Raw genomic sequence first — 24,145 nt, 5'->3', positions numbered from 1 at the left:
CGGCACGGCGAGAAGAAGGAGGAGCGTCATGGAGAGCGAACGCCTGGTCGAGGTCGTACTGCCGGGGATCGTGGAGCCGCAGGGCCTGGAGGTCCGCACCGCGGCAGCGCCCGAGGCGGGCCCCGGGCAGCTGGTGCTCGCGATGGAGGCGAGCGGTGTCTCCTTCGCCGAGCAGCAGATGCGCCGCGGCCGCTACTTCGACCAGCCGCCCTTCCCGTTCGTGCCGGGCTACGACGCGGTGGGCCGCGTGCTCGCCACGGGCGAGGGCGTCGACCCCTCCCTCGTGGGCCGCCGGGTCGCCGTGCTGCTCAAGGTCGGCGGCTGGGCCAGCCGCATCCGGGTCGAGGCGGCCGACGCCGTGCCCGTGCCCGACGGGGTCGGCGCTGCGCAGGCCGAGGCCGTGGTGGTCAACGGCGTCACCGCCTGGCAGATGCTGCACCGCACGGCCCGGGTGCGCGCGGGGGCGACCGTCCTCGTGCACGGCGCGAGTGGCGGGGTGGGCACGGTGCTCGTCCAGCTGGCGCGCGCCGCGGGGATCCAGGTGATCGGCACGGCCTCGGCCCGCCACCACGACGCCCTGCGCGAGCTCGGGGTGCGGCCGGTCGACTACCGCGCGGGCGACGTGGCGGCCGAGGTCAGGAAGCTCGCGCCGGGCGGTGTGGACGCCGTCTTCGACCACCTCGGCGGGCGCAGCGTCCCCGCTTCCTGGCGCCTGCTCGCGCCCGGCGGCACCCTCGTCTCCTACGGCAGCGCGTCCACCCGCGACGACACGGGCTCCAAGCAGTGGCCCGTGCTGAAGATCCTCGCCCGCACCTGGCTCTGGAACGCCCTGCCCAACGGCCGCCGCGCGCACTTCTACAACATCTGGGCCGGCCGCTCCCTGCACAGGGACCGCTTCCGCGCCCGCTTCCACGAGGACCTCACCCAGATCCTCGCCGCCGTCCGGCGCGGCGACGTCGTCCCCCGCATCGCCGCCCGGCTCCCGCTGGCCCGCGCAGCGGAGGCGCTCAGCCTGGCGGAGTCCGGCACCGTCGCCGGCAAGGTCGTCCTGACGCCCTGAGCCTGCCGACGCCTCAGCCTCCTGGCAGATCAGGGCAGTTGACGAGGCGTCGGCCGACGCCCGCGGACGGGGCCGAGTGTTGCCGCAATGTGTTTTGAATATGAAGTCCAGGGCGGAGCCGTTGCCGCGGATCCTGGGCGGCTGACACATTGCGTTCGGCGCCGTACGACACCCCCAGATCAGCGGAGTCCCCCCGGCTCCGCCAAGGACAACGGCCGGGTCCCGCCGGGCCGTGGAAGGCGATGTCGGCAGATGACCAGCGACGAAGGCTCAAGACTGTCCCGCAGAGCGCTCCTGAGGACCACCGCGGCCGCCGGCGCCGCGGTGGCAGCCACCGCGGCGGTACGCCCGGCCGAGGCCCAGGCCGCACCCGCCGCCCTCCCGTCCGCGACCGGCAGCGGCCTCCCCGCCACCCGGTCGCCCGACACCGGTACCGGTCCGCTCAACGGCCACGTCCCCAGCCCGGCCGAGTACTTCGGCACGCCGATCGGCGCGGACGGCTTCCTGGCCCAGTGGCACCGCATGGTCCCGTACTTCCGGCTGCTCGCCGACCGCAGCGACCGGCTGAGGTACGAGGAGATCGGCAAGACCACGCACGGCAACCCGTACATCCTGCTCACCATCAGCTCGCCGAAGAACCTCGCGGACCTCGACCGGCTCGTCGGCATCAACGCCCGGCTCTCCGACCCCAGAGGGCTGTCCGAGGCCGGCGCGAAGAAGCTCGCCGCCGAGGGCAAGCCGTTCTACTACGTGCAGGCCGGCATCCACTCCACCGAGGTCGGCAACTCCCAGGCCGCCATCGAGTGGGCGCACCGGCTGGCCACGGAGCGGTCCGACTACGTCGAGAAGATCCTCGACAACCTCGTCATCCTGCTCCAGCCGTGCCAGAACCCGGACGGCATCGTCCTGGTCAACGACTACTTCGCCGCCACCGCCGGCACCGGCTACGACCGCACCTACCCGGACCTCTACAACAAGTACACCGGCCACGACGACAACCGCGACTGGATCATGCTCACCCAGGTCGAGAGCCGGTACAACGTCTCGGTCCTCAACAAGTACCGCCCACAGGTCTTCCAGGACTCGCACGGCGCGGGCGCGGGCGCCCCGCGGCTGTTCACCCCGCCGTACCTCTCACCGTACGACCCCAACATCGACACGATCCTGGTGCAGGAGACCGACGCGGTCGGCCTCGCCATGCAGCGAGGCATGACCGCGGCCGGGATGAAGGGCAACGGCTGGGGCTCGGAGTACGACTACTGGTCCCCGTCCCGGCAGTATTGCGTCTACCACGGCTCCGCGCGCATCCTCACCGAGGCGGCGGCCGCCGCGAACCTGGCCTACCCGCAGGTCGGCAAGGGCCCGCTCGGTCAGCAGACCACCGACATCAACTTCATCGAGCCGTACGACTCCGACACCTGGACCCTGCGCGACATCGTCGACCGGGTCTCCCAGGCCTTTTACTCGGGCATCGAGACGGTGGCCCACGACACCTACAACTGGCTGTTCGACACCTACCGCGTCGGCCGCAAGGCGGTGACCCGCACCGACGCGTACGCGTACGTCGTCCCGGCCGGGCAGCGCGACCCCCAGGCGGTGCGCGACGCGCTGGAGATCCTCCACCTCGGCGCGGTCGAGATCCACCAGGCCGGGGCGGCGTTCAGCGCCGGCGGCCAGAAGTACCCCGCGGGCTCGTACGTCATCCACTTCCAGCAGCCCTACGCCGGTTTCGCCAAGACGCTGCTCGAAGTGCAGGAGTACCCGCAGCTGCTGCAGTACCCCGGCGGGCCGCCGCAGCGTCCCTACGACACCACCGCGCAGACCCTCCCGATGCTGCTGGGTTTCCGGGCCGACCTCGTCAAGGAGCCCTTCTCCGTCGCCACCACCGAGCTGGGAAGCATCGCGGCCCCGGCAGTGGCCGTCCCGCCCGCCCCGCCGCGCACCGGCGCCTACGCCATCGGGCCCGAGTCCTACGGGGTGTTCCGCATCGTCGCGGCCCTGCAGAAGCACGGCCTCCCCACCTTCCGCGCCGCCGCGGCCTTCAGCGACGGCGGGCGCTCCTTCCCCGCGGGCACCTTCCTCGTCCCGCCGTCCGCCGCGGCACAGAAGCTCCTGCGGGCACAGTCGAAAGAGACCGGGATCCCGGTGCACGCGCTCACCGCGGTGCCGCGCGTCCCGGGCGCCCAGCTCAAGCAGGGCACGAGAATCGGCCTGCTCAAACCGCCGGACAACATGCCGTCCGGCTGGCTGATGTGGACGTTCGACCAGTACGGCGTGGAGTACGCAGTCGTGTCGGCGGACGACTATCCGCACCTCGCCGACCGCTACGACACCCTCATCATGCCGGAGGGCGTCAGCAAGGGCTCCATCGTCGACGGCCTCGCCCCGAAAAGCTACCCGCCCGACTGGGCCTGGGCGTTCGGCGTCGGCGCCACGGGCTGGAACCAGCTGCGCGACTTCGTCACGGGCGGCGGCACGCTGGTCTCCTACGGCAGCGGCACCGCCACCGCGCAGCAGCTCCTCGACCTGCCGATCGCCTCCGTCCTGCCCGGCGGCTCCTCCTCGGACTTCTACTGCCCCGGCTCGCTGCTGAGCCAGGAGTTCGACACGGACAACCCGGTGGCGTGGGGCCTGAGCGCGGACAATCCGGTGTGGTTCGTCTCCGACGACGCGTACAAGCTGACCAGCACCACCGCCCATCCGGTCCAGGTCGTCGCCAAGTACCCGGACAGCGGGGAGCAGTTGCGGAGCGGCTGGCTGATCGGCGACGAGCACCTCGCCGGCGCGGTCAACGGGCTGTCCTGGACCGTCGGCGACGGCTGGGTCGTCACCTTCGGCAACGAGGTCGGCTTCCGCACCTGGAACCGCTCCGAGCAGCGGGTACTGTTCAACGCCGCCTACCACGGGCCCTCGGCGAAGCTCACCGCCGACCGGTTCGGCCGGCTCGGGAAGTAGGCCGCACGGTGCGAAAAGACCCCTCCGAGGGCCGGCGCGACGCCGCCCCGGCATCCGCGGGGACGACCGCGGACGGTGCGGCTGCCATGGTGGAGCTGCGCGGTGTGCACAAGTCCTACGGCGGCGCCGACGTGCTCAAGGGTGTCGACCTGGCGGTGGCACGTGGCGAAGTGGTCGCCGTCGTGGGTCCGTCGGGCGGCGGCAAGAGCACCCTGCTGCGCTGCGTCAACCTGCTGGAACCGGTGAGCGCCGGCCAGGTCCTGCTGGAGGGGGAGGACCTGACGGCCCCCGGCGTCGACCGGGACCGGGTACGCCGCCGCGTCGGCATGGTCTTCCAGCAGTTCAACCTCTTCCCGCACCTGTCCGCTGTCGACAACCTCACCCTGGCGCCCCGCAAACTGCTGCGCACGCCCCGGCGCGAGGCGCGGGAGCGGGCCGAAGCGCTACTGGCCCGCGTCGGCCTCGCGGACCGCGCCGACGCCTACCCGGGGCAGCTCTCCGGCGGGCAGCAGCAGCGGGTCGCCATCGCCCGCGCGCTGATGATGGACCCGCACGTGATGCTCTTCGACGAGGTCACATCGGCGCTCGACCCCGAGCTGGTCGGTGAGGTCCTCGACGCCATGCGCGACCTCGCGCGCTCCGGGATGACGATGCTGTGCGTCACGCACGAGATGGGCTTCGCGCGCGAACTCGGCGACCGCCTGGTCTTCGTCGACGGCGGTGTGATCGCCGAGCAGGGCCGCCCGGCCGACGTCCTCGACCACCCGCACCACGAACGCACCCGCCGGTTCCTGCGGAAGGTCCTCCGACAGCCCGCCTGAGCGGGCAAGAAGGAAGTAACGCCGTGAAATCGAGATTCCGCGCCGCCCTCGGCGCCGCGCTGCTCCTGGTACTCGCCGCCGGCTGCTCCTCCACCTCCGACAGCGACTCCACTGGCGGCTCCGGCGGTTCACCCGCCACCGGCAAGCCCGTCGACGTAGGCGCACCGCTCCCCGCCGAGGTACAGAAAAGAGGCAGGCTCACCGTCGGCGTCAAGTGCGACTACCCGCCCTTCGGTTACATCGACGAAGCGTCGAAGAACGCGGGCTTCGAGATCGACGTCGCCCACCAACTCGCCGCCTACGCCTTCGGAGACCCCGGCGCACTGACCCTGACCTGCGTGACCGGCTCCAACCGCGTCTCGTTCCTCACCTCCAGGCGCATCGACCTGATCGAGGCCACGATGAACTACACACCGGAGCGCGCCGAGACCATCGACTTCTCCACCCCGTACTTCGACAGCGGTGTGAAACTCCTCGTTCCCAAGGACTCCCCGGTCACCTCCTTCGACCAACTGGCGGGCAAGACGGTCATCAGCACCACGGGCGCCACCGCGAGCCTCTGGCTCACCCAGTGCATGAAGGGCGTCAAGCAGCAGTTGTTCACCGAGACCAGCCAGGCCCTGACCGCGCTCAACCAGAGGCGCGGCGCCGCGCTCGCACAGGACGACACCCTCCTCCTCGACCTGGCGGCGAAGAATCCGGGCCTCAAGGTCGTCGGCGACGCCAAGGCCGACAGCCCCTGGGGGATGGGCGTGCGCAAGGGCGACAAACCGATGCTCGCGTGGGTCGACGGCGCCCTGGCCCGCATGCAGCAGAGCGACTTCTTCTGGAGCGATTTCCAAAAGGCCGTCACCGACCCTTCCGTACAGCGGCAGTTCGCCAGGTTCGTGCCCCGGCCAGGCCACGGCCTGACCTACCCCTCCGGCGCCACCCTCCGGTGCTGAGCGTGACGGGCGCGGCCGGCTACCACTTCGAGCCGGGCTTCGTCGCGCACCACCTCGGCGAACTCGGCGCCGGCCTGCTGCGCACACTGGCGGTCAGCGCGGTCGGCATGGCCGGCGGACTGCTCGTCGGCGCGCTGCTCGGGGCCGTCAGCGCGCTGCGCGTGCCCGTGGCACGGCAACTGGTCACGGTCTACGTGGAGCTGTTCCGCAACACCCCGCTGCTGGTCCAGATCTTCTTCCTCTACTTCGCGCTGCCCGAAACAGGCCTGCGGCTCGGGGGGTTCACGGCCGGCTGGCTCTCCCTGCTCCTGTGGGGAGGCGCGTACCACACGGAGAACTTCCGGGCCGGCTTCGAAGCAGTCGAGAGCGGCCGGATCGAGGCGTGCCGGGCCCTGGGCTTCGGCCGCCTCGGCGCCTTCCGGCACGTCACCCTGCCCCTCGGCGCCCGCGTCGCCGTGCCGTCCGTCACCAACACCCTCATCTCCGTCTTCAAGAACTCGTCGTTCCTGGTGGCGATCGGCTACCCGGAGCTCACCGAGACCGCGGTCGGTATCGTCGCCGTCACCTTCCGGGTGTTCGAGGTGTTCCTCGCCATCGGCGTCGTCTACCTCCTCCTGGTCCGGCTGATGTCACTAGGCGCCGGCGCCGTCGAACGCCGCCTCGCGACACCGGGAGGACACTGATGCCGCCCTGGGCGGTCCCCGTCGCCGACTACCTCGCGGGCGGCCTGCGCCAGACCGCCCTGCTCGCCCTCGTCAGCATCGCCGCGAGCCTGGTCGCGGGCGTCCCGCTCGGTGCGGTGCTCACCCTGCCGAACCGCCCGGCCAGGGCGCTCGCACGTGCCTACGTGGAGATCTGGCGCGGCCTGCCGATCCTCATCATCCTGTTCTTCGTCTTCTTCGTCCTGCCCGTGATCGGCATCCGGGTGGGCACCTTCACCGCCGCGGCGACCGGACTGTCCCTGTGGGGGAGCGCCAACGCCGCCGAAGTCGTACGCGGCGCGGTCCAGTCGGTGCCCCGGGGGCAGGCCGAGGCCGCCGCGGCGCTCGGCTTCCCCTGGACCGGGCGCATGCGCCACGTCCTCCTGCCCCAGGCGGCCAGGCGGGCCCTGCCCCCGATGATCGGACTCGTCGTCAACCTCACCCAGCAGACCTCACTGGCCGCCGTCATCGGGCTGCTCGACGTCCTCGAAGCGGCCCAACGCTCCATCGAACGGCTCACCTTGACCGGTGGCTCGCCGCACGCCGTACCGATACTCGGCGCGGTGCTCGCCGTCTTCTTCGTGGTGTGCCTGCCGCTGACCCTGCTGTCCCGCTGGTACGAACGCAGACTCCGCTGACATCGCAGCTCAGGACGTCCTGCCGCAGCGCACACTGCGGACGGACACACCGTCACCCGGAGAGAGGACAGCAGAGGAGAAAGGCAGAAGGGAAACAGGAGAGAGGGAGACCGGCGACTGTGACAGTCCCGCGCCGCACACTGCTGAGCGCCGCCTATGACCATGTACGGGCCGCCGTGCTCGACGGCTCCCTCGCCCCGGGCTCCCGCGTCACCGTCCGTCCCCTGGCGGAACGACTCGGCCTCAGCCCCACCCCCATCAAGGCGGCCCTGGCCGCACTCGAACGCGAGGGGTTCCTGGTCGCCGTCCCGCACCGGGGCTACTTCGTACCCGAGTTCACCACCGACGACCTGTTCGAACTGTACGAGCTGCGGGAGGCCGTCGACGGGATCGCCGCCCGCAGGGCGGCGGGCGCGCCGGGCCACCGGGGGACCGCCACGCGGCTGCGCGGTGTCCTGGCCCGGCAGCGCAGGGCCGTCGCGGCGGGGGACCTGCACGGGTACGGGGAACTCGACCTCGCCTTCCACCGCCTCATCTGGGAGGGGGCGGGCAGCCGGCGGCTCCTGCCCGTGGCGGAGAACCTGGTCGCGCAGGTGCGCCTCGGCAACCGCCTCTCCGCGCGAGCGCCCGGCCGGCTGCCGGTCGCCGTCGGCGAGCACGAGGCCGTCGCGGAGGCCATCCGGGCAGGCGACCCGCTCGCCGCCGAGCGCCACATCCGGCACCACGTCAGGCAGGCGGGGGACGCGCTGCGGCGCTACCTCGCCCTGCCGGAGGCGGACCGGCGGCCGTGACACCGGGCGCCGCGGGCGGCTCGTGGACGACGGGGCGCAGGATCTCCGCACACCTCCCACAGGTTTTTCTCTCCGCGGTCGTGAGCCCAGGACTGGCCTCGGTGCGAAAAGCCGGAGCTGCTAGGTTCGGCCCGGCCATGTGAGTTTTCGTGATGGATGAGAGGGTCAGCCGGGTGAGCGAGACACCACCGAACACCCTTCAGTACCGCGTCGACGGGCCCAAAGACGCTCCGGCCCTGGTCCTCGGGCCCTCCCTCGGCACGACCTGGCACATGTGGGACCGGCAGGTGCCTGAGCTGGCCAAGCAGTGGTGCGTGGTGCGCTTCGACCTGCCGGGGCACGGCGGCGCGTCCGCCGTGCCCGCCGCCTCCGTGCCCGACCTGGCGCAGCGCCTGGTGGACACGCTGGACGGCCTCGGCATCCAGCGCTTCGGCTACGCGGGCTGCGCCCTGGGCGCGGCCGTCGGCGCCGAGCTGGCGCTGCGCAGGCCCGACCGGGTCGCGTCGCTCGCGCTGGTCGCCGCGTCGCCCCGGTTCGGCACCGCCGACGAGTTCCGCCAGCGCGGGGTGATCGTCCGGGCCAACGGCCTCGAACCCATGGCGCGCAGCGCGCCGGAGCGCTGGTTCACGCCCGCCTTCGCCGCGGCCCAGCCCGCGATCGTCGAGTGGGCGGTCCAGATGGTGCGTACCACGGACCCCGCCTGCTACGTGGCGGCCTGCGAGGCGCTCGCGGCCTTCGACATCCGCGCTGAACTCGGCCGGATCGCCGTGCCGACGCTCGTGCTGGTCGGGGCGGAGGACCAGGTCACCGGGCCGGCGGAGGCGCGGACCTTGGTCGCGGGGATACCGGACGCGCGGCTCGCGCTGGTCCCCGGCGCCTCCCACCTGGCGCCCGTCGAGCAGCCCGCGGCCGTCACGGACCTGCTCACGCACCACTTCTCCACGGCCTGGTACAACCCCTCGGACACCTCGACCGGCATCACGATCCTGCCGGAGCGGCTGCCCGCGGGCCCACCGGTGGCGCCCCCGGCGGCCGCCGCGGCGCCCGCGGCCCAGGTGTCCTCCTCCGCGCCCGCGGGTCCGCCGGCCTCCGCCCCCGAGGGCCCGCCCGCGCCCCAGGAGACCCCTGCCGCCGCAGCGGTCCCGGGAGCCCCGGCGGCGCCCGCAACCCCGGTAGCCCCGGCGGTACCGGCAGCCCCGGTGGCGCCCGGGGCGCCCGCCGGGCCCCTCGTGCCGCCGCCCGCCGGGCCCCTCGTGCCGCCGTCGGCCGCCCCCGTGGCCCCGGCCGCGGACGGCCTCCAGGGGAGCGCCGCAGACGCGGGCCCCGAGCCCGCGGGGCCCTCGGCCCCGGCCGCGGAGCCCTCGGCCCCGGCCGGACCCGAAGCAGCCCACGACCGCTACGGCGCGGGCATGCGGGTGCGCAGGGAGGTGCTCGGCGACGACCACGTGGACCGGTCGGTCGCCGCGACCGACGGCTTCACCGAGGACTTCCAGCAGCTGATCACCCGGTACGCCTGGGGCGAGATCTGGACGCGCGACGGCCTCGACCGCAGGACCCGCAGCGTGATCACGCTGACGGCCCTCGTCGCCGGCCGCCACTTCGACGAGCTGAAGTTCCACACCAGGGCCGCTCTGCGCAACGGCCTCAGCCCCGACGAGATCAAGGAAGTGCTGCTCCAGACCGCGGTCTACTGCGGTGTCCCCGCTGCGAACACGGCCTTCCAGGTCGCGGGCGCGGTGATCCGGGAGGAGACCGCGCCGCAGGAGTAGGACGATGGCTGTGGGGCCCCCGCGGCCCCGCCCGCGCCGGGGGGCCAGGCTCCCGCGCGGGCGCTGCGTACGCGACGCGAGAGGAAGGCGGCCGGTCGTGAGGTTCACCAAGCGCAAGCACGCGTGCGTGCGGCTGGAGAAGGACGGGCGCACCCTCGTCATCGATCCGGGCGGCTACAGCGAGGACGACGCGGCGGTCGGCGCCGACGCGATCCTCGTCACCCACGAGCACCCGGACCACTTCGACGAGGGGCGGCTGCGCGCGGGGCTCGAAGCCGACCCCGCGGCGGAGCTGTGGGCGCCCCGCAGTGTCGCGGACCGGATCGCCGCGGCCTTCCCCGGCCGGGTGCACACGGTCGGCCACGGCGACGCGTTCGCCGCCGCCGGCTTCGACGTCCAGGTCCACGGCGAGCTGCACGCGGTCATCCACCCCGACATCCGCCGGATCGCCAACTCCGGCTACCTGGTGGACGGGGCGGTCTTCCACCCGGGCGACGCCTTCACCGTGCCGGGGACGCGGGTCGAGACGCTGATGGTGCCGGTGATGGCGCCGTGGAACCGGATCGCCGACGTCATCGACTACCTGCGCGAGGTGGCGCCGGTACGCGCGGTGGACGTGCACGACGCGCTGCTGCGCGACCTCGCGCGGCCCACCTACGACGGGCTGCTCGGGGCGCTCGGCGGGACCGAGCACCTGCGGCTCGCGCCCGGCGACTCGCTGGAGATCTGACTGTCTCAGGCCGCCGATACAGTGGTGGGCATGCGCATCGCCACGTGGAACGTCAACTCGGTCACCGCCCGGCTGCCGCGGCTGCTCGCCTGGCTGGAGAGCAGCGGCACGGACGTGCTGTGCCTCCAGGAGGCCAAGACCACCGAGGAGCAGTTCCCGGTGGCCGAGCTGGGCGCCGCGGGGTACGAGTGCGCGGTCCACGCCACCGGCAGGTGGAACGGGGTCGCGGTGATCTCCCGCACCGGCCTCGCCGACGTGGTGCGCGGCCTGCCCGGCGGCCCCGAGTACGAGGGCGTGGCGGAGCCCCGCGCCGTCAGCGCGACCTGCGGCCCCGTCCGCGTCTGGTCGGTCTACGTGCCCAACGGCCGCGAGGTCGGCCACGACCACTACGCGTACAAGCTGCGGTGGCTGGCGGCGCTCAAGGACGCGGTCTCGGCCGACGCTGCGGCGGGCCGCCCCTTCGCCGTCCTCGGCGACTTCAACATCGCGCCGACGGACGAGGACGTCTGGGACCGCGCGGCCTTCGACGGCGCCACCCATGTCACGGAGCCCGAGCGCGCCGCGCTCGCCGAGCTGCGCGGCGCGGGCCTGAGCGACGTGGTGCCCCGCCCCCTCAAGTACGACCACCCGTTCACGTACTGGGACTACCGGCAGCTCGGCTTCCCCAAGAACCGCGGCATGCGCATCGACCTGGTCTACGGCAACGAGGCGTTCGCCTCCGCGGTCAAGGACGGCTATGTGGACCGCGAGGAGCGCAAGGGCAAGGGCGCGTCCGACCATGCCCCGGTCGTCGTCGACCTCGACGTCTGACGGGCTCTCCAGGGGGCGCGCGGGGCAGGGAATCCGGCCGTAACCTCATCGAAACAATTGTTCAACGATCCCCCCTGGGGATAGTGTTTCGTTCCGGTAACCCGGTTGCAACGGGCCGACCTGTCCGCCCAGGGGGGAAGATCCGCATGAGCGCCGACCTCGGCCCCGGTCTGACCGGACTGCTCGCCGACCGCAGGCTGCTGAGCCGCACGAGCACGGCGGAGCGGGTGGCCGCGATCCTGCGCGAGCGCATCGCCCAGGGGTCCTTCCCGCCGGGCAGCCGCCTTTCGGAGGAGCGGATCGGGCAGGCGCTCGGCATCTCCCGCAACACGCTGCGCGAGGCGTTCCGGCTGCTCACCCATGAGCGGCTGCTGGTCCACCGGCTCAACAGAGGCACCTTCGTGCGGGTGCTCACGGCCGCGGACATCGCGGACATCTACCGGGTGCGCCAGGTCGTCGAGTGCGCGGCCGTACGGGCGCACGGCGCGCGTCCCGCACCGCTCGACGCCGTCGAGGGCGCCGTCGAGGCCGGCAGGGCGGCGGCCGAGGCCGGCGACTGGGCCGCCTGCGGCACCGCGAACATCCACTTCCACCAGGCCGTCGCTGGGCTCGCGGGCAGCGAGCGGCTGGACGACCTGATGCGGGGCGTCCTCGCGGAACTGCGCCTGGCGTTCCACATCATGGATGATCCGCGCCGCTTCCACGAGCCGTACCTCACCCGCAACCGCGAGCTCCTCACCGCGCTCGCCTCCGGTGAGGCGGAGGGTGCCGAGCGCCTGCTCGGGTTCTATCTGGAGGACTCCAGAAGGCAGTTGGCCGAGGCGTACCCCGAGCCCGCGGGCCTGCCCGACTGACGCGCGGTCCCCGCGGGGACCGGCGGGCCCGTGCGGGCGCCGGGAGCGCGGAAAAACCTGCGGTCCCTCTACCCTTGTCGGATCGTTCAACAATCATCTAGCCTCCGTGCACACCCCCCGGTCCGCGCCGCCGTTGCGCAACCCCTGTACGGAAGGCCGAGAGCGCATGATCGTTCTGCTCGGTGTCCTCGTGGTGATCCTCGGATTCGCCACGAGGCGCAACCCTCTGCTGGTCGTCGGAGTCGCCGGGATCGTCACCGGAGTGCTCGGCAAGCTCTCTCCCGACGAGATCCTCAAGACGTTCGGGGAGAGCTTCGCCTCCAGCCGCTCCGTGACGATCTTCGCCATCACCCTGCCCGTCATCGGGCTGCTGGAGCGCAACGGCCTCCAGCAGCAGGCCCGTACGCTCATCGGGAAGCTCGGCAACCTCACCACGGGCCGCTTCCTCACGCTCTACCTGCTGCTGCGCCAGCTGACCGCCGCGGTCGGCCTCCAGACCATCGGCGGGCCCGCGCAGAGCGTCCGGCCGATGATCGCGCCGATGGCCGAGGCGGCCGCAGAGCGCAGGAACGGCGGGCGCCCGCTGCCCCGCGCGATCCGCGACAAGGTCCGCTCGCACGCGGCCGGCGCCGACACGGTCGGCGTGTTCTTCGGGGAGGACATCTTCCTGGCCATCGGCTCCATCCTGCTGATCACCGGCCTGGTCGACGCCACCTACCACGCGCACCTGGAGCCGCTCGACCTCGCGCTGTGGGCGATACCCAGCGCGGTCTGCGCCTTCCTCGTGCACGGCGCCAGGCTGCTGCGCTTCGACCGCGCACTCGAACGCGAGCTGGTCGTCGCCAACGCCGAGCTCGACGTCGAGGAGTCGGCGAAATGATCAAGGCAGAATGGTTCTACTGGCTGGTCGGCGCGGTCTTCATCGTCATGGGCGTCCAGACGCTGATGGACCGCACCAACGCCAGGCGCCTCACCTCCGGCTCCTTCTGGACGCTCCTCGGCGTCACCTTCTTCTACAGCTCCTGGGTGGTCGACAAGACCCTGCCGTCCGAGCCCCTCGGCATCGCCGTCCTCGTGCTGATCTGCCTCGGCGGCTTCAACCTCGTCGGCAAGGGCACCCCGAAGACGACCGACGAGAAGCAGCGGACCGAGCTCGCCGGGCGCTTCGGCAGCAAGCTGTTCATCCCCGCCCTGACCATCCCGGTCGTCGCGGTGATCTGCGCGGTCGTGATCCCGAAGTTCCACTTCGGCGGCCATGTGGTCTTCGAGAAGGGCAACGAGACCATCCTCGGCCTCGGCGTCGGCTCGATCGTCGCGCTGGTCGTCGGTATGCGGGTGCTGCGGGAGCCCCGGATCTCCGTACCCCTCCACGCGGGCCGCGGCATGCTGGAGTCCATGGGCTGGGCACTGTTGCTGCCGCAGCTGCTCGCCGTCCTCGGCGCCATCTTCCAGGCGGCGGGCGTCGGCACCCAGGTCGGCAAGGTCACCGAGAAGATCCTGCCGAACGGCCAGCTCCTCGCGGCCGTGGCCCTCTACTGCGTCGGCATGTTCGTCTTCACCGTGATCATGGGCAACGCCTTCGCCGCCTTCCCCGTGATGACGGCCGCCGTCGGCTGGCCCGTCCTCGTCGAGCACCTGCACGGAAACGCGGCGGCGGTCATGGCCGTCGGCATGCTCGCCGGGTTCTGCGGCACGCTCTGCACGCCGATGGCGGCCAACTTCAACCTCGTACCGGCAGCCCTGCTCGAACTCAAGGACCAGTACGGGCCCATCAAGGTGCAGGCGCCGACCGCGCTCGTGCTGCTCGTCTGCAACATCTTCATCATCTACTTCTTCGCGTTCTGACCGTTCGGACGGAGCATCCATGAAAGTCCTGATCACCGGCTTCGAACCGTTCGGCGGCGAGGGCGTGAACCCCTCGTGGGCCGCGGCGCGGCTGGTGGCCGAGGCCCGCCCCGGTGGGTTCGAGACCACAGCGGTCCGCCTCAGCTGCGTCTACGGCAAGGCTGTCGGAGAGCTGCGAGCCGCCGTCGCCGACACCGGCCCCGACCTGGTCCTGTGCGCGGGCCAGGCGGGCGGCAGGACCGGCCTCAGCGTCGAGCGCGTCGCCGTCAACGTGGACGACGCCCGCATCCCCGACAACGCGGGCAACCAGCCGGTGGACGAGCCGATCGTGCCCGGCGGCCCGGTCGCCTACCTCTCCTCCCTGCCGGTCAAGGCGTGCGTCGCGGCGGTGCGCGAGGCGGGGCTGCCCGCCTCGGTCTCCGGGACCGCGGGGAACTTCCTGTGCAACCACGTCTTCTACGGCCTCGCCCACCTCATCGCCACCGAGCGGCCCGCGCTGCGCGGCGGCTTCGTGCACGTCCCGTACGCGCCCGAGCAGGTCGTCGGCCGCGCCGAGCCCTCCATGTCCGTCCAGGACATCGCGCGCGGCCTCGCCGTGATCGTCGAGACCGCCGCACGTACCACTACGGACCTCAAGGTCCCGGAAGGAGCGACGCATTGACCGCCTCGCCGAAGGCCGCGGGCACCGGACCGCGCGCCGCGCTCGCCTCGTACGCGGACACGTTCGCGCGGCTCGCCGTCGCCAACGTCACCCGCGCGTACCCGAATTTCCCCGCGCACCTGCTCGCGGGCCCGGACGAGCCGGTCGCGCCCCGCGCGTACCACCCGGCCTTCTACGGGGCCTACGACTGGCACTCCGCGGTGCACATGCACTGGCTCGCGCTGCGCCTGCTGAACCGCCACCCGCTCGCGGCGGCCGAGACCGCCGCGGTCACCGAGGTGCTGGACGCGCACCTCACCCCCGAGGCGCTGGCCGCCGAGGCCGCGTACCTCAGTGCCAACCCCTCCTTCGAGCGCCCCTACGGCTGGGCCTGGCTGCTGATGCTCACCGCCGAGAGCGCCGAGAGTGCCGAGAACGTGAAGAGCACCGACGGCCGCTGGTACGCCGCGCTCGCGCCGGCCGCCCGCGCCGTCGCCGACCTGCTGCTCGCCTGGCTGCCCAAGGCCCGCTACCCGGTGCGGCACGGCGTGCACGGCAACAGCGCCTTCGCCCTCGGCCTGGTGCTCGACAGCGCCGACCGCGCCGGAGTGCCCGACCTGGTCGAGCCGGTCCGCGCGAAGCTGCGGGAGTGGTTCGAGGGCGACCACGGCGGCGCGCTGCGCTGGGAGCCGTCGGGGCAGGACTTCCTCTCGCCGCTGCTGGCGGAGGCGGACGCGATGCGCCGGGTCGCTGCGCCCGGCGAGTTCGGGGCCTGGACGGCGCGCCTGCTGCCCGAGCTGACGGCGGCCGCCGCTTCGGGGGAGTGGCTGCTGCTCGCGCCGCCCGAGGTCACCGACCCGGCCGACGGCCAGATCGGCCATCTGCACGGCCTCTGCTTCAGCCGGGCGACCGCCCTCTACTCCCTGGCGGACGCGCTGGACGACGCACGCTCAGGGGTACTGCGCGACACGGCGGACGCCCATCTGGAGGCGGGGCTCTCCGCGCTCGGCTCCGGCGACTTCACCACGGACCACTGGCTCGCGACCTTCGCCGTCCTCGCACTTGAGGCGTCCGGGGCGCGGGCCTCGGACTGACGGACCGCCGGGGGCCCTCGCGGGGCCCCGGACGGCCGCACAGCCGTCTCACAGTCCGGAACCCGCCCAGCGTGTCCTGTGGTGCGGCCCCTGTCCGGGTGGCACGCTGGCGGTATGAATATTCCTTTTCTGGACACATGGCGCAACAGGCGGCGCGGCGAGTACGACGTGTCGTCGCCGGTCGCCGCCGCCCGTGAACAGGAGGGGATCACCGAGCTGCTCTCCGAGTGCGAACTGCTGCGGGTGCGCGCGATGCACCTCGGCCTGCGGCTCGACGACTCGGTCGACTCGCTCTCCGCGCTCGACCAGCTGCCCCCGCTGTGGCGCGAGGACCCGGAGGAGCTGCCGTGGCTCGGCAACGACGCGGGCCTCTACCTCGGCTCGGTGATCGTCCGTACGGTCCCGGGCGCGCGGTGGCACATCTGGCCCACAGGACAGCCCGTGGTGCGGCTCGCGTCGGGCCGCGAGGTGCAGGTCGTGGAGTCCGGCGTCGAGTGGGCGGTCGGCGGCGCGCCCGAACTCGCCCAGGTCTACGCGGAGGCCGCGGAGGCGTGACGTCCCGAATGGGTGAACTGTAGAGAACTGGCAGTAAATAACGCTTATGCCGGATTTATGCGTGTCGTCCTCGAAGTCCCTTGGGTGCGTGGATAGTTTGCGCTGACCTCGACAGAGCCGAGAATGGGGTAGGGCAGCGTATGGCCGTCGAACCGTTGATCGAGCCGCATCCGCGCAGAGCAGGACCTCCGGGCCCGATCTCGACTAGGGTCTCTCGTCTGGGTCGGGCCGGTTCCGCCAACGGAGTCCGGTGCCCGGGAAGCGGCACCGGGGCACGGGAGCCCGGCGCGATCCGGACGAGCGGTCCCGGGGCGGGTGCTTCCCCCCTGCCGGGACCGGCGGCCGAGGGCGGCGCCCCGGCCGCACCAGGGACGCTGCTGCGAGGCGCGCGGTAGCTCAGGGGCAGCGGCCCGGTCCTGACGGCAGCCGGAGATCACTTCTCTGTTCAGGGGAGAAGGTCAGCTGCGGGACGGCCGGGTTGTGCTCGGCGTGGAGCGGGCCCCCGTCGCGCAAGTGCGCGGCGGGGGCCCGCTCCCTTCTCTTTTCCCGTCCCGCTCGGCGGTCCCCGCCCCGGAGTGACGTGTTCCTGACGAGGGGCGGGCGTGCGGGCTAGGCTTCCCGGACCGATCACCCACCGGGTACGGAGGTACGGATGCGCCGCTCCACCGCACGCAATGTCTCGGTCATCGCCGTGGCCGCAGCCCTGCTCACCACCGGCGCCGCCGCGCCGCCGGCCGCGCACGACGCCCCGCGCGCGCCCGCCAAGACCCCGGTCGCCACCGGGTACGGAGGAGCGGTGGCCAGCGTGGACGCGGACGCGACAGCGGCCGGCCTCCAGGTACTCAGGTCGGGCGGGAACGCCGTGGACGCCGCCGTCGCGACCGCCGCCGCGCTCGGCGTCACCGAGCCCTACTCGGCCGGTATCGGCGGGGGCGGCTACTTCGTCTACTACGACGCCCGGACGCGTACGGTCCACACCGTGGACGGCCGGGAGACGGCGCCCGCGTCCGCGGACTCCTCGCTCTTCCTCGACAAGGACGGCAAGCCGCTGCCGTTCGACGACGCCGTCACGAGCGGCCGCAGCGTCGGCGCCCCCGGCACCGCCGCCACCTGGGACAGCGCCCTGCGCGCCTGGGGCAGCAGGTCGCTCGGACAGGTGCTGAGGCCGGCGGAGCACCTCGCGAAGGACGGCTTCACCGTCGACGACACCTTCAGGTCGCAGACCGCGTCCAACGCCGCGCGCTTCGCCGACTTCCCCGACACGGCGAAGCTGTTCCTGCCCGGCGGCCGCCCGCCCGCCGTCGGATCCACCCTGAAGAACCCCGATCTGGCGCGCACTTACGAGAAGTTGGGGCGCCAAGGCATCGGGCTGCTCTACCGCGGGGACCTCGGCAAGGACATCGCGCGTACCGTGCGCACCCCGCCCGTCAGGCCCGGCAGCACGCGCGTCGTGCGCCCGGGCGACCTCACCACCCGCGACCTCGCCGGCTACCGCACCGTCTTCCGCAAACCCACCGAGGTCTCCTACCGCGGCCTCGACGTGTACGGCATGGCGCCGTCCTCCTCCGGCGGCACCACCGTCGGCGAGGCGCTGAACATCCTGGAGGACACCGACCTCGCGCACGCCTCGCAGACGCAGTACCTGCACCACTACATCGAGGCCGGCAGGATCGCCTTCGCCGACCGCGGCCGCTGGGTCGCCGACCCGGCGTACGAGGACGTGCCGACCGGCGCCCTGCTCTCCCAGCGGTTCGCCGACTCCCGCGCCTGCCTGATCAGCGCGGACCACGCGCTCACCAGCCCCCTCGCCGCCGGTGACCCGCGCCGCCCGGTGCCCTGCGCGCACGGCGGGAAGGCCGCGCCGACCCCGTACGAGGGGCAGAACACCACGCACCTCACGGTCGCCGACCGGTGGGGCGACGTCGTCGCCTACACCCTCACCATCGAGCAGACCGGCGGCAGCGCGATGACCGTGCCGGGCCGAGGCTTCCTGCTCAACAACGAGCTGACGGACTTCTCCTTCACCCCGGCCGACCCGGCCGTGCCCGACCCGAACCTGCCGGGGCCCGGCAAGCGGCCGCGCTCCTCGATCTCGCCGACCGTCGTCCTCGACCGGCAGCACCGGCCGGTCTTCGCGATCGGCTCGCCGGGCGGCGCCAGCATCATCACCACCGTCCTGCAGACCCTGGTCAACCATGTGGACCGGGGCATGCCACTGGTCGACGCGATCGCCGCACCCCGCGCGAGCCAGCGCAACGCGGCCGCCACGGAACTGGAACCCGCCCTCTACGACAGCCCGTTGAGGGCGAAACTCGAAGCGCTCGGCCAGAAGTTCACCGAGATCGACGAGATCGGTGCGGCGACCGGCGTCGAGCGCCTGCCCGACGGCCGCTGGCAGGCCGCGGCCGAGAAGGTCCGCAGGGGCGGCGGCTCCGCGATGGTCGTCCACCCGGCGGGCCCGCAGTAGGACGCGCGGGGCGCCCAGGACCCGCGGGGGCGCCCCGCCTGCCCGCCGCCGCCCCGGCGACCGGGCGCGCCCGCGTCACCCCTGCGGGGCGCCCGGATTGCGGGGCGCCGCCGCCGGGGACACCGTGGCTGCGTGCCCCTACGCAAAGTGATCGCCGGTGTCGCCGCGCTGTGCGCGCTCGCCCTGCTGCCCGCCTGCGCCGGCCCGTCCCCGCACGCGGCGTCGGCGCCGGGCGGCGACCCCGTACGGTTCCGGCACCCCGGCGTCGTGGTCGGCGCCGGCCAGCTGGCGACCGTGCGCAAGGAGGTGCGGGCCCACCGGGAGCCCTGGGCCTCCGCCTTCCGGCAGCTGAGCGCTAGCAGGTACGCGGCCGCCGACTACACGCCCCACCCCTCGGCGACCGTCGCCTGTCAGTCCCACCACGGCACGCCCGCCTGCGTCTTCGAACGGGACGACGCCGTCGCCGCCTACACCCAGGCGCTGCTGTGGTCCGTGACCGGGCAGCCCGCCCACGCCCGCAAGGCCGTGCAGATCATGGACGCCTGGTCCGCCGTCGTCAAACGCCACACGCTCAGCGACGCGGACCTGCAGAGCGCCTGGACCGGGTCCTCCTGGGTCAGGGCCGCCGAGCTGATGCACGCCACCTACCCGCAGTGGCGCGAGCCCGCCGTCATGCGCTTCAAGTGGATGCTGCGCAAGGCGTACCTGCCCGACCTCGTCGCCAAGGTGCCCGACTACAACGGCAACTGGGAACTCGCCATGACGGACGCCGAGATGGGCATGGCGGTCTTCCTGGAGGACCACCGGATGTTCGCGCACGCCGTCTCCCGCTTCCGGGCCCGCGTCCCCGCCTACTTCTACCTGTCCTCCGACGGCAGGCTGCCCAAGCCGCCGCCCGGCGGCACCGAGCGCACCCCGGCGCGGCTCGCCTCCTACTGGTTCGGCCAGCGCACCTACGCCGACGGCCTCGGCCAGGAGACCTGCCGCAACTTCATGCACATCGGCTACTCGCTCGCGGCGACCGCGCACATCGCGGAGACCGCCTGGCACCAGGGCGTCGACCTCTACGGCGAGCAGGCGGGGCGGCTGCGCGCCGCCATGGAGTTCCACGCCCGCTACCAGCTCGGCGCCCGCCCGCCCCAGTGGCTGTGCGGCGGCAAGGTCACCCGCACGATGGGCCCCGACCTGGAGGTCGCCTACAACCACCTGCACGGCAGGCTGCACCTCTCGATGCCGCAGACCGCGCGCCTGGTGAAGAAGGACAGGCCCGCGGGCACGGACGGCCTCTTCGTGTCCTGGGAGACGCTGACCCACGCGGACAATCCGGCGCCTGACAGGGCGTAGCCTTCGGCCCGTGACCAGCCTCGACCGACGCACCCTCGACGCTCTCGCCCGCAGCCGCTACGTCAGCCTGACGACGTACCGCGAGGACGGCCTCGGCATCGACACACCGGTGTGGCACGCGGTGGACCACCGCACCCTCTACATCCTGACCCGCGCCGACTCCTGGAAGGTACGGCGCATCCGCCGCACCCCGCGCGCCGTCGTCACCGTGTGCACCGTACGCGGCCGGATCGAGCGGGGCGCCGTACGGGCCGAGGGCGCCGCGCGCCTGCTGCCGGGACCCGACGAACTCGACCACGTGCGCGGGCTGCTCGCCGGGAAGTACGGCTGGCAGTACCGCGTCACCGATCTGAAGGACCGGCTCACCGGCGGCCGCAGGCGCCACCCGATGACGGGCATCGCCGTCGAACTGTGAACCGGGTCCGGCCGCCGCAGGGCCCCGCGCATTCGGGTGAAGGTGGTCTTGCCCCGGTTCGTGCAGGGGCTTACGTTCGACGGGTCAGCTGATCCGAAGGAGCAGCACGTGACCGACCCCTCCGAAGACCCCGGGACCCGGTCCCGCACGGTGCGCGCCGCCCTCGTCCAGGCGACCTGGACGGGGGACACCGAGTCGATGATCGCGAAGCACGAGGAGCACGCCGCCGAGGCGGCCCGGCAGGGCGCGCGGATCCTGGGCTTCCAGGAGGTGTTCAACGCCCCGTACTTCTGCCAGGTGCAGGAGCCCGAGCACTACCGCTGGGCCGAGCCGGTCCCCGACGGGCCCACCGTCACCCGGATGCGCGCACTCGCCCGCGAGACCGGGACGGTCCTCGTGGTGCCGGTCTTCGAGTCCGAGGGCCCCGGCTTCTTCTACAACACCGCGGCCGTGATCGACGCGGACGGCTCGTACCTCGGCAAGTACCGCAAGCACCACATCCCGCAGCTGCCCGGCTTCTGGGAGAAGTACTACTTCAGGCCGGGCAACGCGGGCTGGCCGGTCTTCGACACCGCGGTCGGCCGGGTCGGCGTGTACATCTGCTACGACCGCCACTTCCCCGAGGGCTGGCGCCAACTCGGCCTGAACGGCGCGGAGATCGTCTACAACCCGTCCGCCACCTCGCGCGGCCTCTCCGCCCACCTGTGGCAGCTCGAACAGCCCGCGGCGGCCGTCGCCAACGCGTACTTCGTCGCCGCGATCAACCGGGTCGGCCGCGAGGAGTACGGCGACGACGACTTCTACGGCACCAGCTACTTCGCCGACCCGCGGGGCCGGCTCGTCGGCGGCACCGCGAGCGACACGGAGGAGGAACTCCTCGTGCGGGACCTGGACCTCTCGCTCATCGACGAGGTGCGGCGGCAGTGGGCCTTCTACCGCGACCGCAGGCCCGACGCGTACGAAGGGCTGGCCACGCCATGACCGGGTCGCTGCACGACCGCCACCGCGCCGTACTGCCCGACTGGCTCAGCCTCTACTACGGCGAGCCGCTCGAACTCACCCACGGCGAGGGCCGCCACGTCTGGGACGCCGCGGGCAACCGCTACCTCGACTTCTTCGGCGGCATCCTCACCACCATGACCGCGCACGCGCTGCCCGAGGTCACCAAGGCCGTCAGCGAGCAGGCGGCGCGGATCGTCCACTCCTCGACGCTCTACCTCAACCGCCCCATGGTGGAACTCGCCGAGCGGATCGCCGCCCTGTCCGGCATCCCCGACGCGCGCGTCTTCTTCACCACGTCGGGCACCGAGGCCAACGACACCGCGCTGCTGCTCGCCACCGCGTACCGGGGCTCGAACCAGATCCTCGCGATGCGCAACAGCTACCACGGCCGGTCCTTCTCCACCGTCTCCGTCACCGGCAACAAGGGCTGGTCGCCCACGAGCCAGTCGCCGCTCCAGACGGCCTACGTGCACGGGGCGGTGCGCAGCCGCGGCCCCTTCGCCCACCTCGGCGACGCGGAGTTCACCGCCGCGTGCGTCGCCGACCTCAGGGACCTCCTCGGCCACGGCAGGACGCCCGCGGCGCTGATCGCGGAACCCGTCCAGGGCGTCGGCGGCTTCACCATGCCGCCCGACGGCCTCTACGCCGCCTTCCGCGCGGTGCTCGCCGAGCACGGCACCCTGTGGATCAGCGACGAGGTGCAGACCGGCTGGGGCCGCACAGGCGACCACTTCTGGGGCTGGCAGGCGCACGCGGAGAACGGCCCGCCGGACATCGTCACCTTCGCCAAGGGCATCGGCAACGGCATGTCCGTCGGCGGGGTGATCGCCCGCGCCGAGATCATGAACTGCATCGACACCAACTCCATCTCCACCTTCGGCGGCAGCCCCGTCACCATGGCGGCCGGCCTCGCCAACCTCGCCTACCTCCTCGACCACGACCTCCAGGGCAACGCCCGCCGCGTCGGCGGACTGCTCATCGAGCGGCTGCGCGCCACGGCCGCGCAGGTCGGGGCCGTGCGCGAGGTCCGCGGCCGCGGCCTGATGGCCGGCGTCGAACTCGTCAGGCCGGGCACAGAAGAGGCGTCGCCCGAGCGGGCCGCCGCCGTGCTGGAGGCGGCCCGCGAGGGCGGCCTGCTGATCGGCAAGGGCGGCGGGCACGACACGAGCGTGCTGCGGATCGCCCCGCCGATGACCCTGACGGTGGCCGAGGCCGAGGAGGGCGCCGCCGTCCTCGACCGCGCGCTGCGCACCGTATGAGACCGCCGCACCGCGCCTACGGAAAGGGCGAGCGCCGCCGATGACCACCCGCACCCTCGTCCGCGGCGGCCTCGTCGTCACCGCCGCGGACGAGACCCACGCAGACGTGCTGATCGAGGACGGCAGGATCGCCGCGCTCGCCGCCCACGACTCGGACACCGCCAAGGGCTGGAGCGCGGGCACCGTCATCGACGCCACCGGCCGCTACGTCGTCCCCGGCGGCGTGGACGCGCACACCCACATGGAGATGCCGTTCGGCGGCACCTACGCCTCCGACACCTTCGAGACCGGCACCCGCGCAGCGGCCTGGGGCGGCACCACGACCATCGTCGACTTCGCCATCCAGTCGCGCGGGCAGACCCTGCGCCAGGGGCTCGACGCGTGGTTCGCCAAGGCCGACGGCAGGTGCGCGGTCGACTACGGCTTCCACATGATCCTCTCCGACGTGAACGAGCACTCGCTCGCCGAGATGGACCTCCTCGTCCAGGAGGGCGTCACGTCCTTCAAGCTGTTCATGGCCTACCCGGGCGTCTTCTACAGCGACGACGGCCGCATCCTGCGCGCGATGCAGCGCGCCGCGGGCAACGGCGGCCTGGTGATGACGCACGCCGAGAACGGCATCGCCATCGACGTCCTCGTGCAGCAGGCGCTCGCGGAGGGCCGCACCGACCCGCGCGTCCACGGCGAGGTGCGCAGGGCGCTGCTGGAGGCGGAGGCCACCCATCGCGCGATCCAGCTCGCCCGGGTCGCGGGCGCCCCGCTCTACGTGGTGCACGTGTCGGCGCAGGAGGCGCTCGCGGAGATCGCCGCGGCCCGCGACCTGGGCCTGCCGGTCTACGCCGAGACCTGCCCGCAGTACCTGTTCCTGTCCACGGACAACCTCGCGGAGCCGGACTTCGAGGGCGCCAAGTACGTGTGCTCCACGCCGCTGCGCCCCCGCGAGCACCAGGAGGCGCTCTGGCGCGGGCTGCGGACCGACGACCTCCAGGTCGTCTCCACCGACCACTGCCCGTTCTGCTTCGCGGGCCAGAAGGACCTGGGCCGCGGCGACTTCTCGAAGATCCCCAACGGGATGCCGGGCGTCGAGAACCGGATGGACCTGCTGCACCAGGGCGTGGTCGAGGGCCGCATCACCCGCCGCCGCTGGATCGACCTGGCCTGCGCCGCGCCCGCGCGGATGTTCGGCCTCTACCCGAAGAAGGGCACCCTCGCGCCCGGTTCCGACGCGGACCTCGTCGTCTACGACCCGCACGCCGAGCAGGTCATCTCCGCCGCCACCCACCACATGAACGTCGACTACTCGGCGTACGAGGGCCGGCGGGTGACGGGCCGGGTCGAGACGGTGCTGTCCCGGGGCGTGCCGGTGATCGAGGGCGGCGCCTATGTGGGGCGCGCGGGCCACGGCGGCTACCTGCCGCGGGGGACCGGCCAGTACGCGCACTGAGCACGGC

General features: G+C 72.8%; 22 protein-coding genes. All 22 read left to right on the top strand.

What is annotated here, in order from left to right; translation table 11 throughout:
• Window positions 1-28 precede the first annotated feature (28 nt).
• The gene (locus AB0910_RS02980) at window positions 29-1,060 is read left to right on the top strand and encodes a medium chain dehydrogenase/reductase family protein (protein ID WP_366742701.1); all 1,032 of its coding nucleotides are present in this window, start codon (window positions 29-31) and stop codon (window positions 1,058-1,060) included.
• A 252-nt stretch (window positions 1,061-1,312) separates the two neighbouring features.
• Complete coding sequence (locus tag AB0910_RS02975; RefSeq protein ID WP_366742700.1) at window positions 1,313-4,015, top strand: M14 family zinc carboxypeptidase; 2,703 nt, start codon at window positions 1,313-1,315, stop codon at window positions 4,013-4,015.
• Between the two features lie 86 nt (window positions 4,016-4,101).
• A complete protein-coding gene (locus AB0910_RS02970) occupies window positions 4,102-4,836 on the top strand; it encodes an amino acid ABC transporter ATP-binding protein (protein ID WP_366742699.1) in 735 nt (244 codons plus the stop codon).
• A gap of 23 nt (window positions 4,837-4,859) precedes the next feature.
• Window positions 4,860-5,780 (top strand): transporter substrate-binding domain-containing protein, encoded by a 921-nt coding sequence (locus tag AB0910_RS02965; RefSeq protein ID WP_366742698.1) that lies wholly within the window; start codon window positions 4,860-4,862, stop codon window positions 5,778-5,780.
• On the top strand, window positions 5,774-6,463 hold the full coding sequence (locus tag AB0910_RS02960) for an amino acid ABC transporter permease (protein ID WP_366742697.1): 690 nt from the start codon (window positions 5,774-5,776) through the stop codon (window positions 6,461-6,463). Before AB0910_RS02965 ends, AB0910_RS02960 begins: the two co-directional genes overlap by 7 nt.
• The gene (locus AB0910_RS02955; RefSeq protein ID WP_366742696.1) at window positions 6,463-7,119 is read left to right on the top strand and encodes an amino acid ABC transporter permease; all 657 of its coding nucleotides are present in this window, start codon (window positions 6,463-6,465) and stop codon (window positions 7,117-7,119) included. The genes AB0910_RS02960 and AB0910_RS02955 overlap by 1 nt, the downstream gene beginning before the upstream one ends.
• 119 nt (window positions 7,120-7,238) lie before the next feature.
• Window positions 7,239-7,910 (top strand): GntR family transcriptional regulator, encoded by a 672-nt coding sequence (locus AB0910_RS02950; RefSeq protein WP_366742695.1) that lies wholly within the window; start codon window positions 7,239-7,241, stop codon window positions 7,908-7,910.
• Window positions 7,911-8,062: 152 nt separating this feature from the next.
• On the top strand, window positions 8,063-9,679 hold the full coding sequence (pcaC, locus tag AB0910_RS02945) for a 4-carboxymuconolactone decarboxylase (RefSeq protein ID WP_366742694.1): 1,617 nt from the start codon (window positions 8,063-8,065) through the stop codon (window positions 9,677-9,679).
• A 97-nt stretch (window positions 9,680-9,776) separates the two neighbouring features.
• Window positions 9,777-10,409 carry an MBL fold metallo-hydrolase gene (locus AB0910_RS02940; protein WP_366742693.1) on the top strand — a complete coding sequence of 211 codons (633 nt, stop codon included), beginning with the start codon at window positions 9,777-9,779 and terminating at the stop codon, window positions 10,407-10,409.
• A 30-nt stretch (window positions 10,410-10,439) separates the two neighbouring features.
• A complete protein-coding gene (locus AB0910_RS02935) occupies window positions 10,440-11,219 on the top strand; it encodes an exodeoxyribonuclease III (protein ID WP_366742692.1) in 780 nt (259 codons plus the stop codon).
• Between the two features lie 146 nt (window positions 11,220-11,365).
• Window positions 11,366-12,073: a GntR family transcriptional regulator gene (locus AB0910_RS02930; RefSeq protein ID WP_366742691.1), complete on the top strand. Its 708-nt coding sequence runs from the start codon at window positions 11,366-11,368 to the stop codon at window positions 12,071-12,073.
• Between the two features lie 166 nt (window positions 12,074-12,239).
• Window positions 12,240-12,953, top strand: coding sequence for a DUF969 domain-containing protein (locus AB0910_RS02925; protein WP_366742690.1), 714 nt, complete (start codon window positions 12,240-12,242; stop codon window positions 12,951-12,953).
• Window positions 12,950-13,918 carry a DUF979 domain-containing protein gene (locus AB0910_RS02920; protein WP_366742689.1) on the top strand — a complete coding sequence of 323 codons (969 nt, stop codon included), beginning with the start codon at window positions 12,950-12,952 and terminating at the stop codon, window positions 13,916-13,918. Before AB0910_RS02925 ends, AB0910_RS02920 begins: the two co-directional genes overlap by 4 nt.
• A 19-nt stretch (window positions 13,919-13,937) precedes the next feature.
• Window positions 13,938-14,579 carry a pyroglutamyl-peptidase I gene (gene pcp / locus AB0910_RS02915; RefSeq protein ID WP_366742688.1) on the top strand — a complete coding sequence of 214 codons (642 nt, stop codon included), beginning with the start codon at window positions 13,938-13,940 and terminating at the stop codon, window positions 14,577-14,579.
• Entirely contained in the window at window positions 14,576-15,652 is a 1,077-nt protein-coding gene (locus AB0910_RS02910) for a DUF2891 family protein (RefSeq protein ID WP_366742687.1), read from the top strand. The genes pcp and AB0910_RS02910 overlap by 4 nt, the downstream gene beginning before the upstream one ends.
• Before the next feature lie 114 nt (window positions 15,653-15,766).
• Window positions 15,767-16,207, top strand: coding sequence for a DUF6278 family protein (locus tag AB0910_RS02905; RefSeq protein WP_366742686.1), 441 nt, complete (start codon window positions 15,767-15,769; stop codon window positions 16,205-16,207).
• A gap of 652 nt (window positions 16,208-16,859) precedes the next feature.
• Complete coding sequence (ggt, locus tag AB0910_RS02900; protein WP_366742685.1) at window positions 16,860-18,674, top strand: gamma-glutamyltransferase; 1,815 nt, start codon at window positions 16,860-16,862, stop codon at window positions 18,672-18,674.
• 132 nt (window positions 18,675-18,806) lie between these two features.
• On the top strand, window positions 18,807-20,018 hold the full coding sequence (locus AB0910_RS02895) for an alginate lyase family protein (protein ID WP_366742684.1): 1,212 nt from the start codon (window positions 18,807-18,809) through the stop codon (window positions 20,016-20,018).
• Between the two features lie 10 nt (window positions 20,019-20,028).
• Complete coding sequence (locus AB0910_RS02890) at window positions 20,029-20,433, top strand: PPOX class F420-dependent oxidoreductase (protein WP_366742683.1); 405 nt, start codon at window positions 20,029-20,031, stop codon at window positions 20,431-20,433.
• A gap of 108 nt (window positions 20,434-20,541) precedes the next feature.
• The gene (locus tag AB0910_RS02885) at window positions 20,542-21,414 is read left to right on the top strand and encodes a nitrilase-related carbon-nitrogen hydrolase (protein ID WP_366742682.1); all 873 of its coding nucleotides are present in this window, start codon (window positions 20,542-20,544) and stop codon (window positions 21,412-21,414) included.
• Window positions 21,411-22,694 (top strand): aspartate aminotransferase family protein, encoded by a 1,284-nt coding sequence (locus AB0910_RS02880; RefSeq protein ID WP_366742681.1) that lies wholly within the window; start codon window positions 21,411-21,413, stop codon window positions 22,692-22,694. The genes AB0910_RS02885 and AB0910_RS02880 overlap by 4 nt, the downstream gene beginning before the upstream one ends.
• 40 nt (window positions 22,695-22,734) lie before the next feature.
• Entirely contained in the window at window positions 22,735-24,138 is a 1,404-nt protein-coding gene (gene hydA, locus AB0910_RS02875) for a dihydropyrimidinase (protein WP_366742680.1), read from the top strand.
• Window positions 24,139-24,145 lie beyond the last annotated feature (7 nt).

The organism is Streptomyces sp. NPDC047002, from assembly GCF_040704505.1.
Lineage (GTDB): Bacteria > Actinomycetota > Actinomycetes > Streptomycetales > Streptomycetaceae > Streptomyces.
This window is presented reverse-complemented; position numbering and strand designations above follow the sequence as displayed.

Bases quoted from the DNA above. Each gene is read 5' to 3' on its own strand.
- AB0910_RS02980 (WP_366742701.1), top strand. From the start codon at position 29: ATGGAGAGCGAACGCCTGGTCGAGGTCGTACTGCCGGGGATCGTGGAG.
- AB0910_RS02975 (WP_366742700.1), top strand. From the start codon at position 1,313: ATGACCAGCGACGAAGGCTCAAGACTGTCCCGCAGAGCGCTCCTGAGG.
- AB0910_RS02970 (WP_366742699.1), top strand. From the start codon at position 4,102: ATGGTGGAGCTGCGCGGTGTGCACAAGTCCTACGGCGGCGCCGACGTG.
- AB0910_RS02955 (WP_366742696.1), top strand. From the start codon at position 6,463: ATGCCGCCCTGGGCGGTCCCCGTCGCCGACTACCTCGCGGGCGGCCTG.
- pcaC (WP_366742694.1), top strand. From the start codon at position 8,063: ATGGATGAGAGGGTCAGCCGGGTGAGCGAGACACCACCGAACACCCTT.
- AB0910_RS02935 (WP_366742692.1), top strand. From the start codon at position 10,440: ATGCGCATCGCCACGTGGAACGTCAACTCGGTCACCGCCCGGCTGCCG.
- AB0910_RS02930 (WP_366742691.1), top strand. From the start codon at position 11,366: ATGAGCGCCGACCTCGGCCCCGGTCTGACCGGACTGCTCGCCGACCGC.
- AB0910_RS02925 (WP_366742690.1), top strand. From the start codon at position 12,240: ATGATCGTTCTGCTCGGTGTCCTCGTGGTGATCCTCGGATTCGCCACG.
- AB0910_RS02920 (WP_366742689.1), top strand. From the start codon at position 12,950: ATGATCAAGGCAGAATGGTTCTACTGGCTGGTCGGCGCGGTCTTCATC.
- pcp (WP_366742688.1), top strand. From the start codon at position 13,938: ATGAAAGTCCTGATCACCGGCTTCGAACCGTTCGGCGGCGAGGGCGTG.
- AB0910_RS02905 (WP_366742686.1), top strand. From the start codon at position 15,767: ATGAATATTCCTTTTCTGGACACATGGCGCAACAGGCGGCGCGGCGAG.
- ggt (WP_366742685.1), top strand. From the start codon at position 16,860: ATGCGCCGCTCCACCGCACGCAATGTCTCGGTCATCGCCGTGGCCGCA.
- AB0910_RS02880 (WP_366742681.1), top strand. From the start codon at position 21,411: ATGACCGGGTCGCTGCACGACCGCCACCGCGCCGTACTGCCCGACTGG.
- hydA (WP_366742680.1), top strand. From the start codon at position 22,735: ATGACCACCCGCACCCTCGTCCGCGGCGGCCTCGTCGTCACCGCCGCG.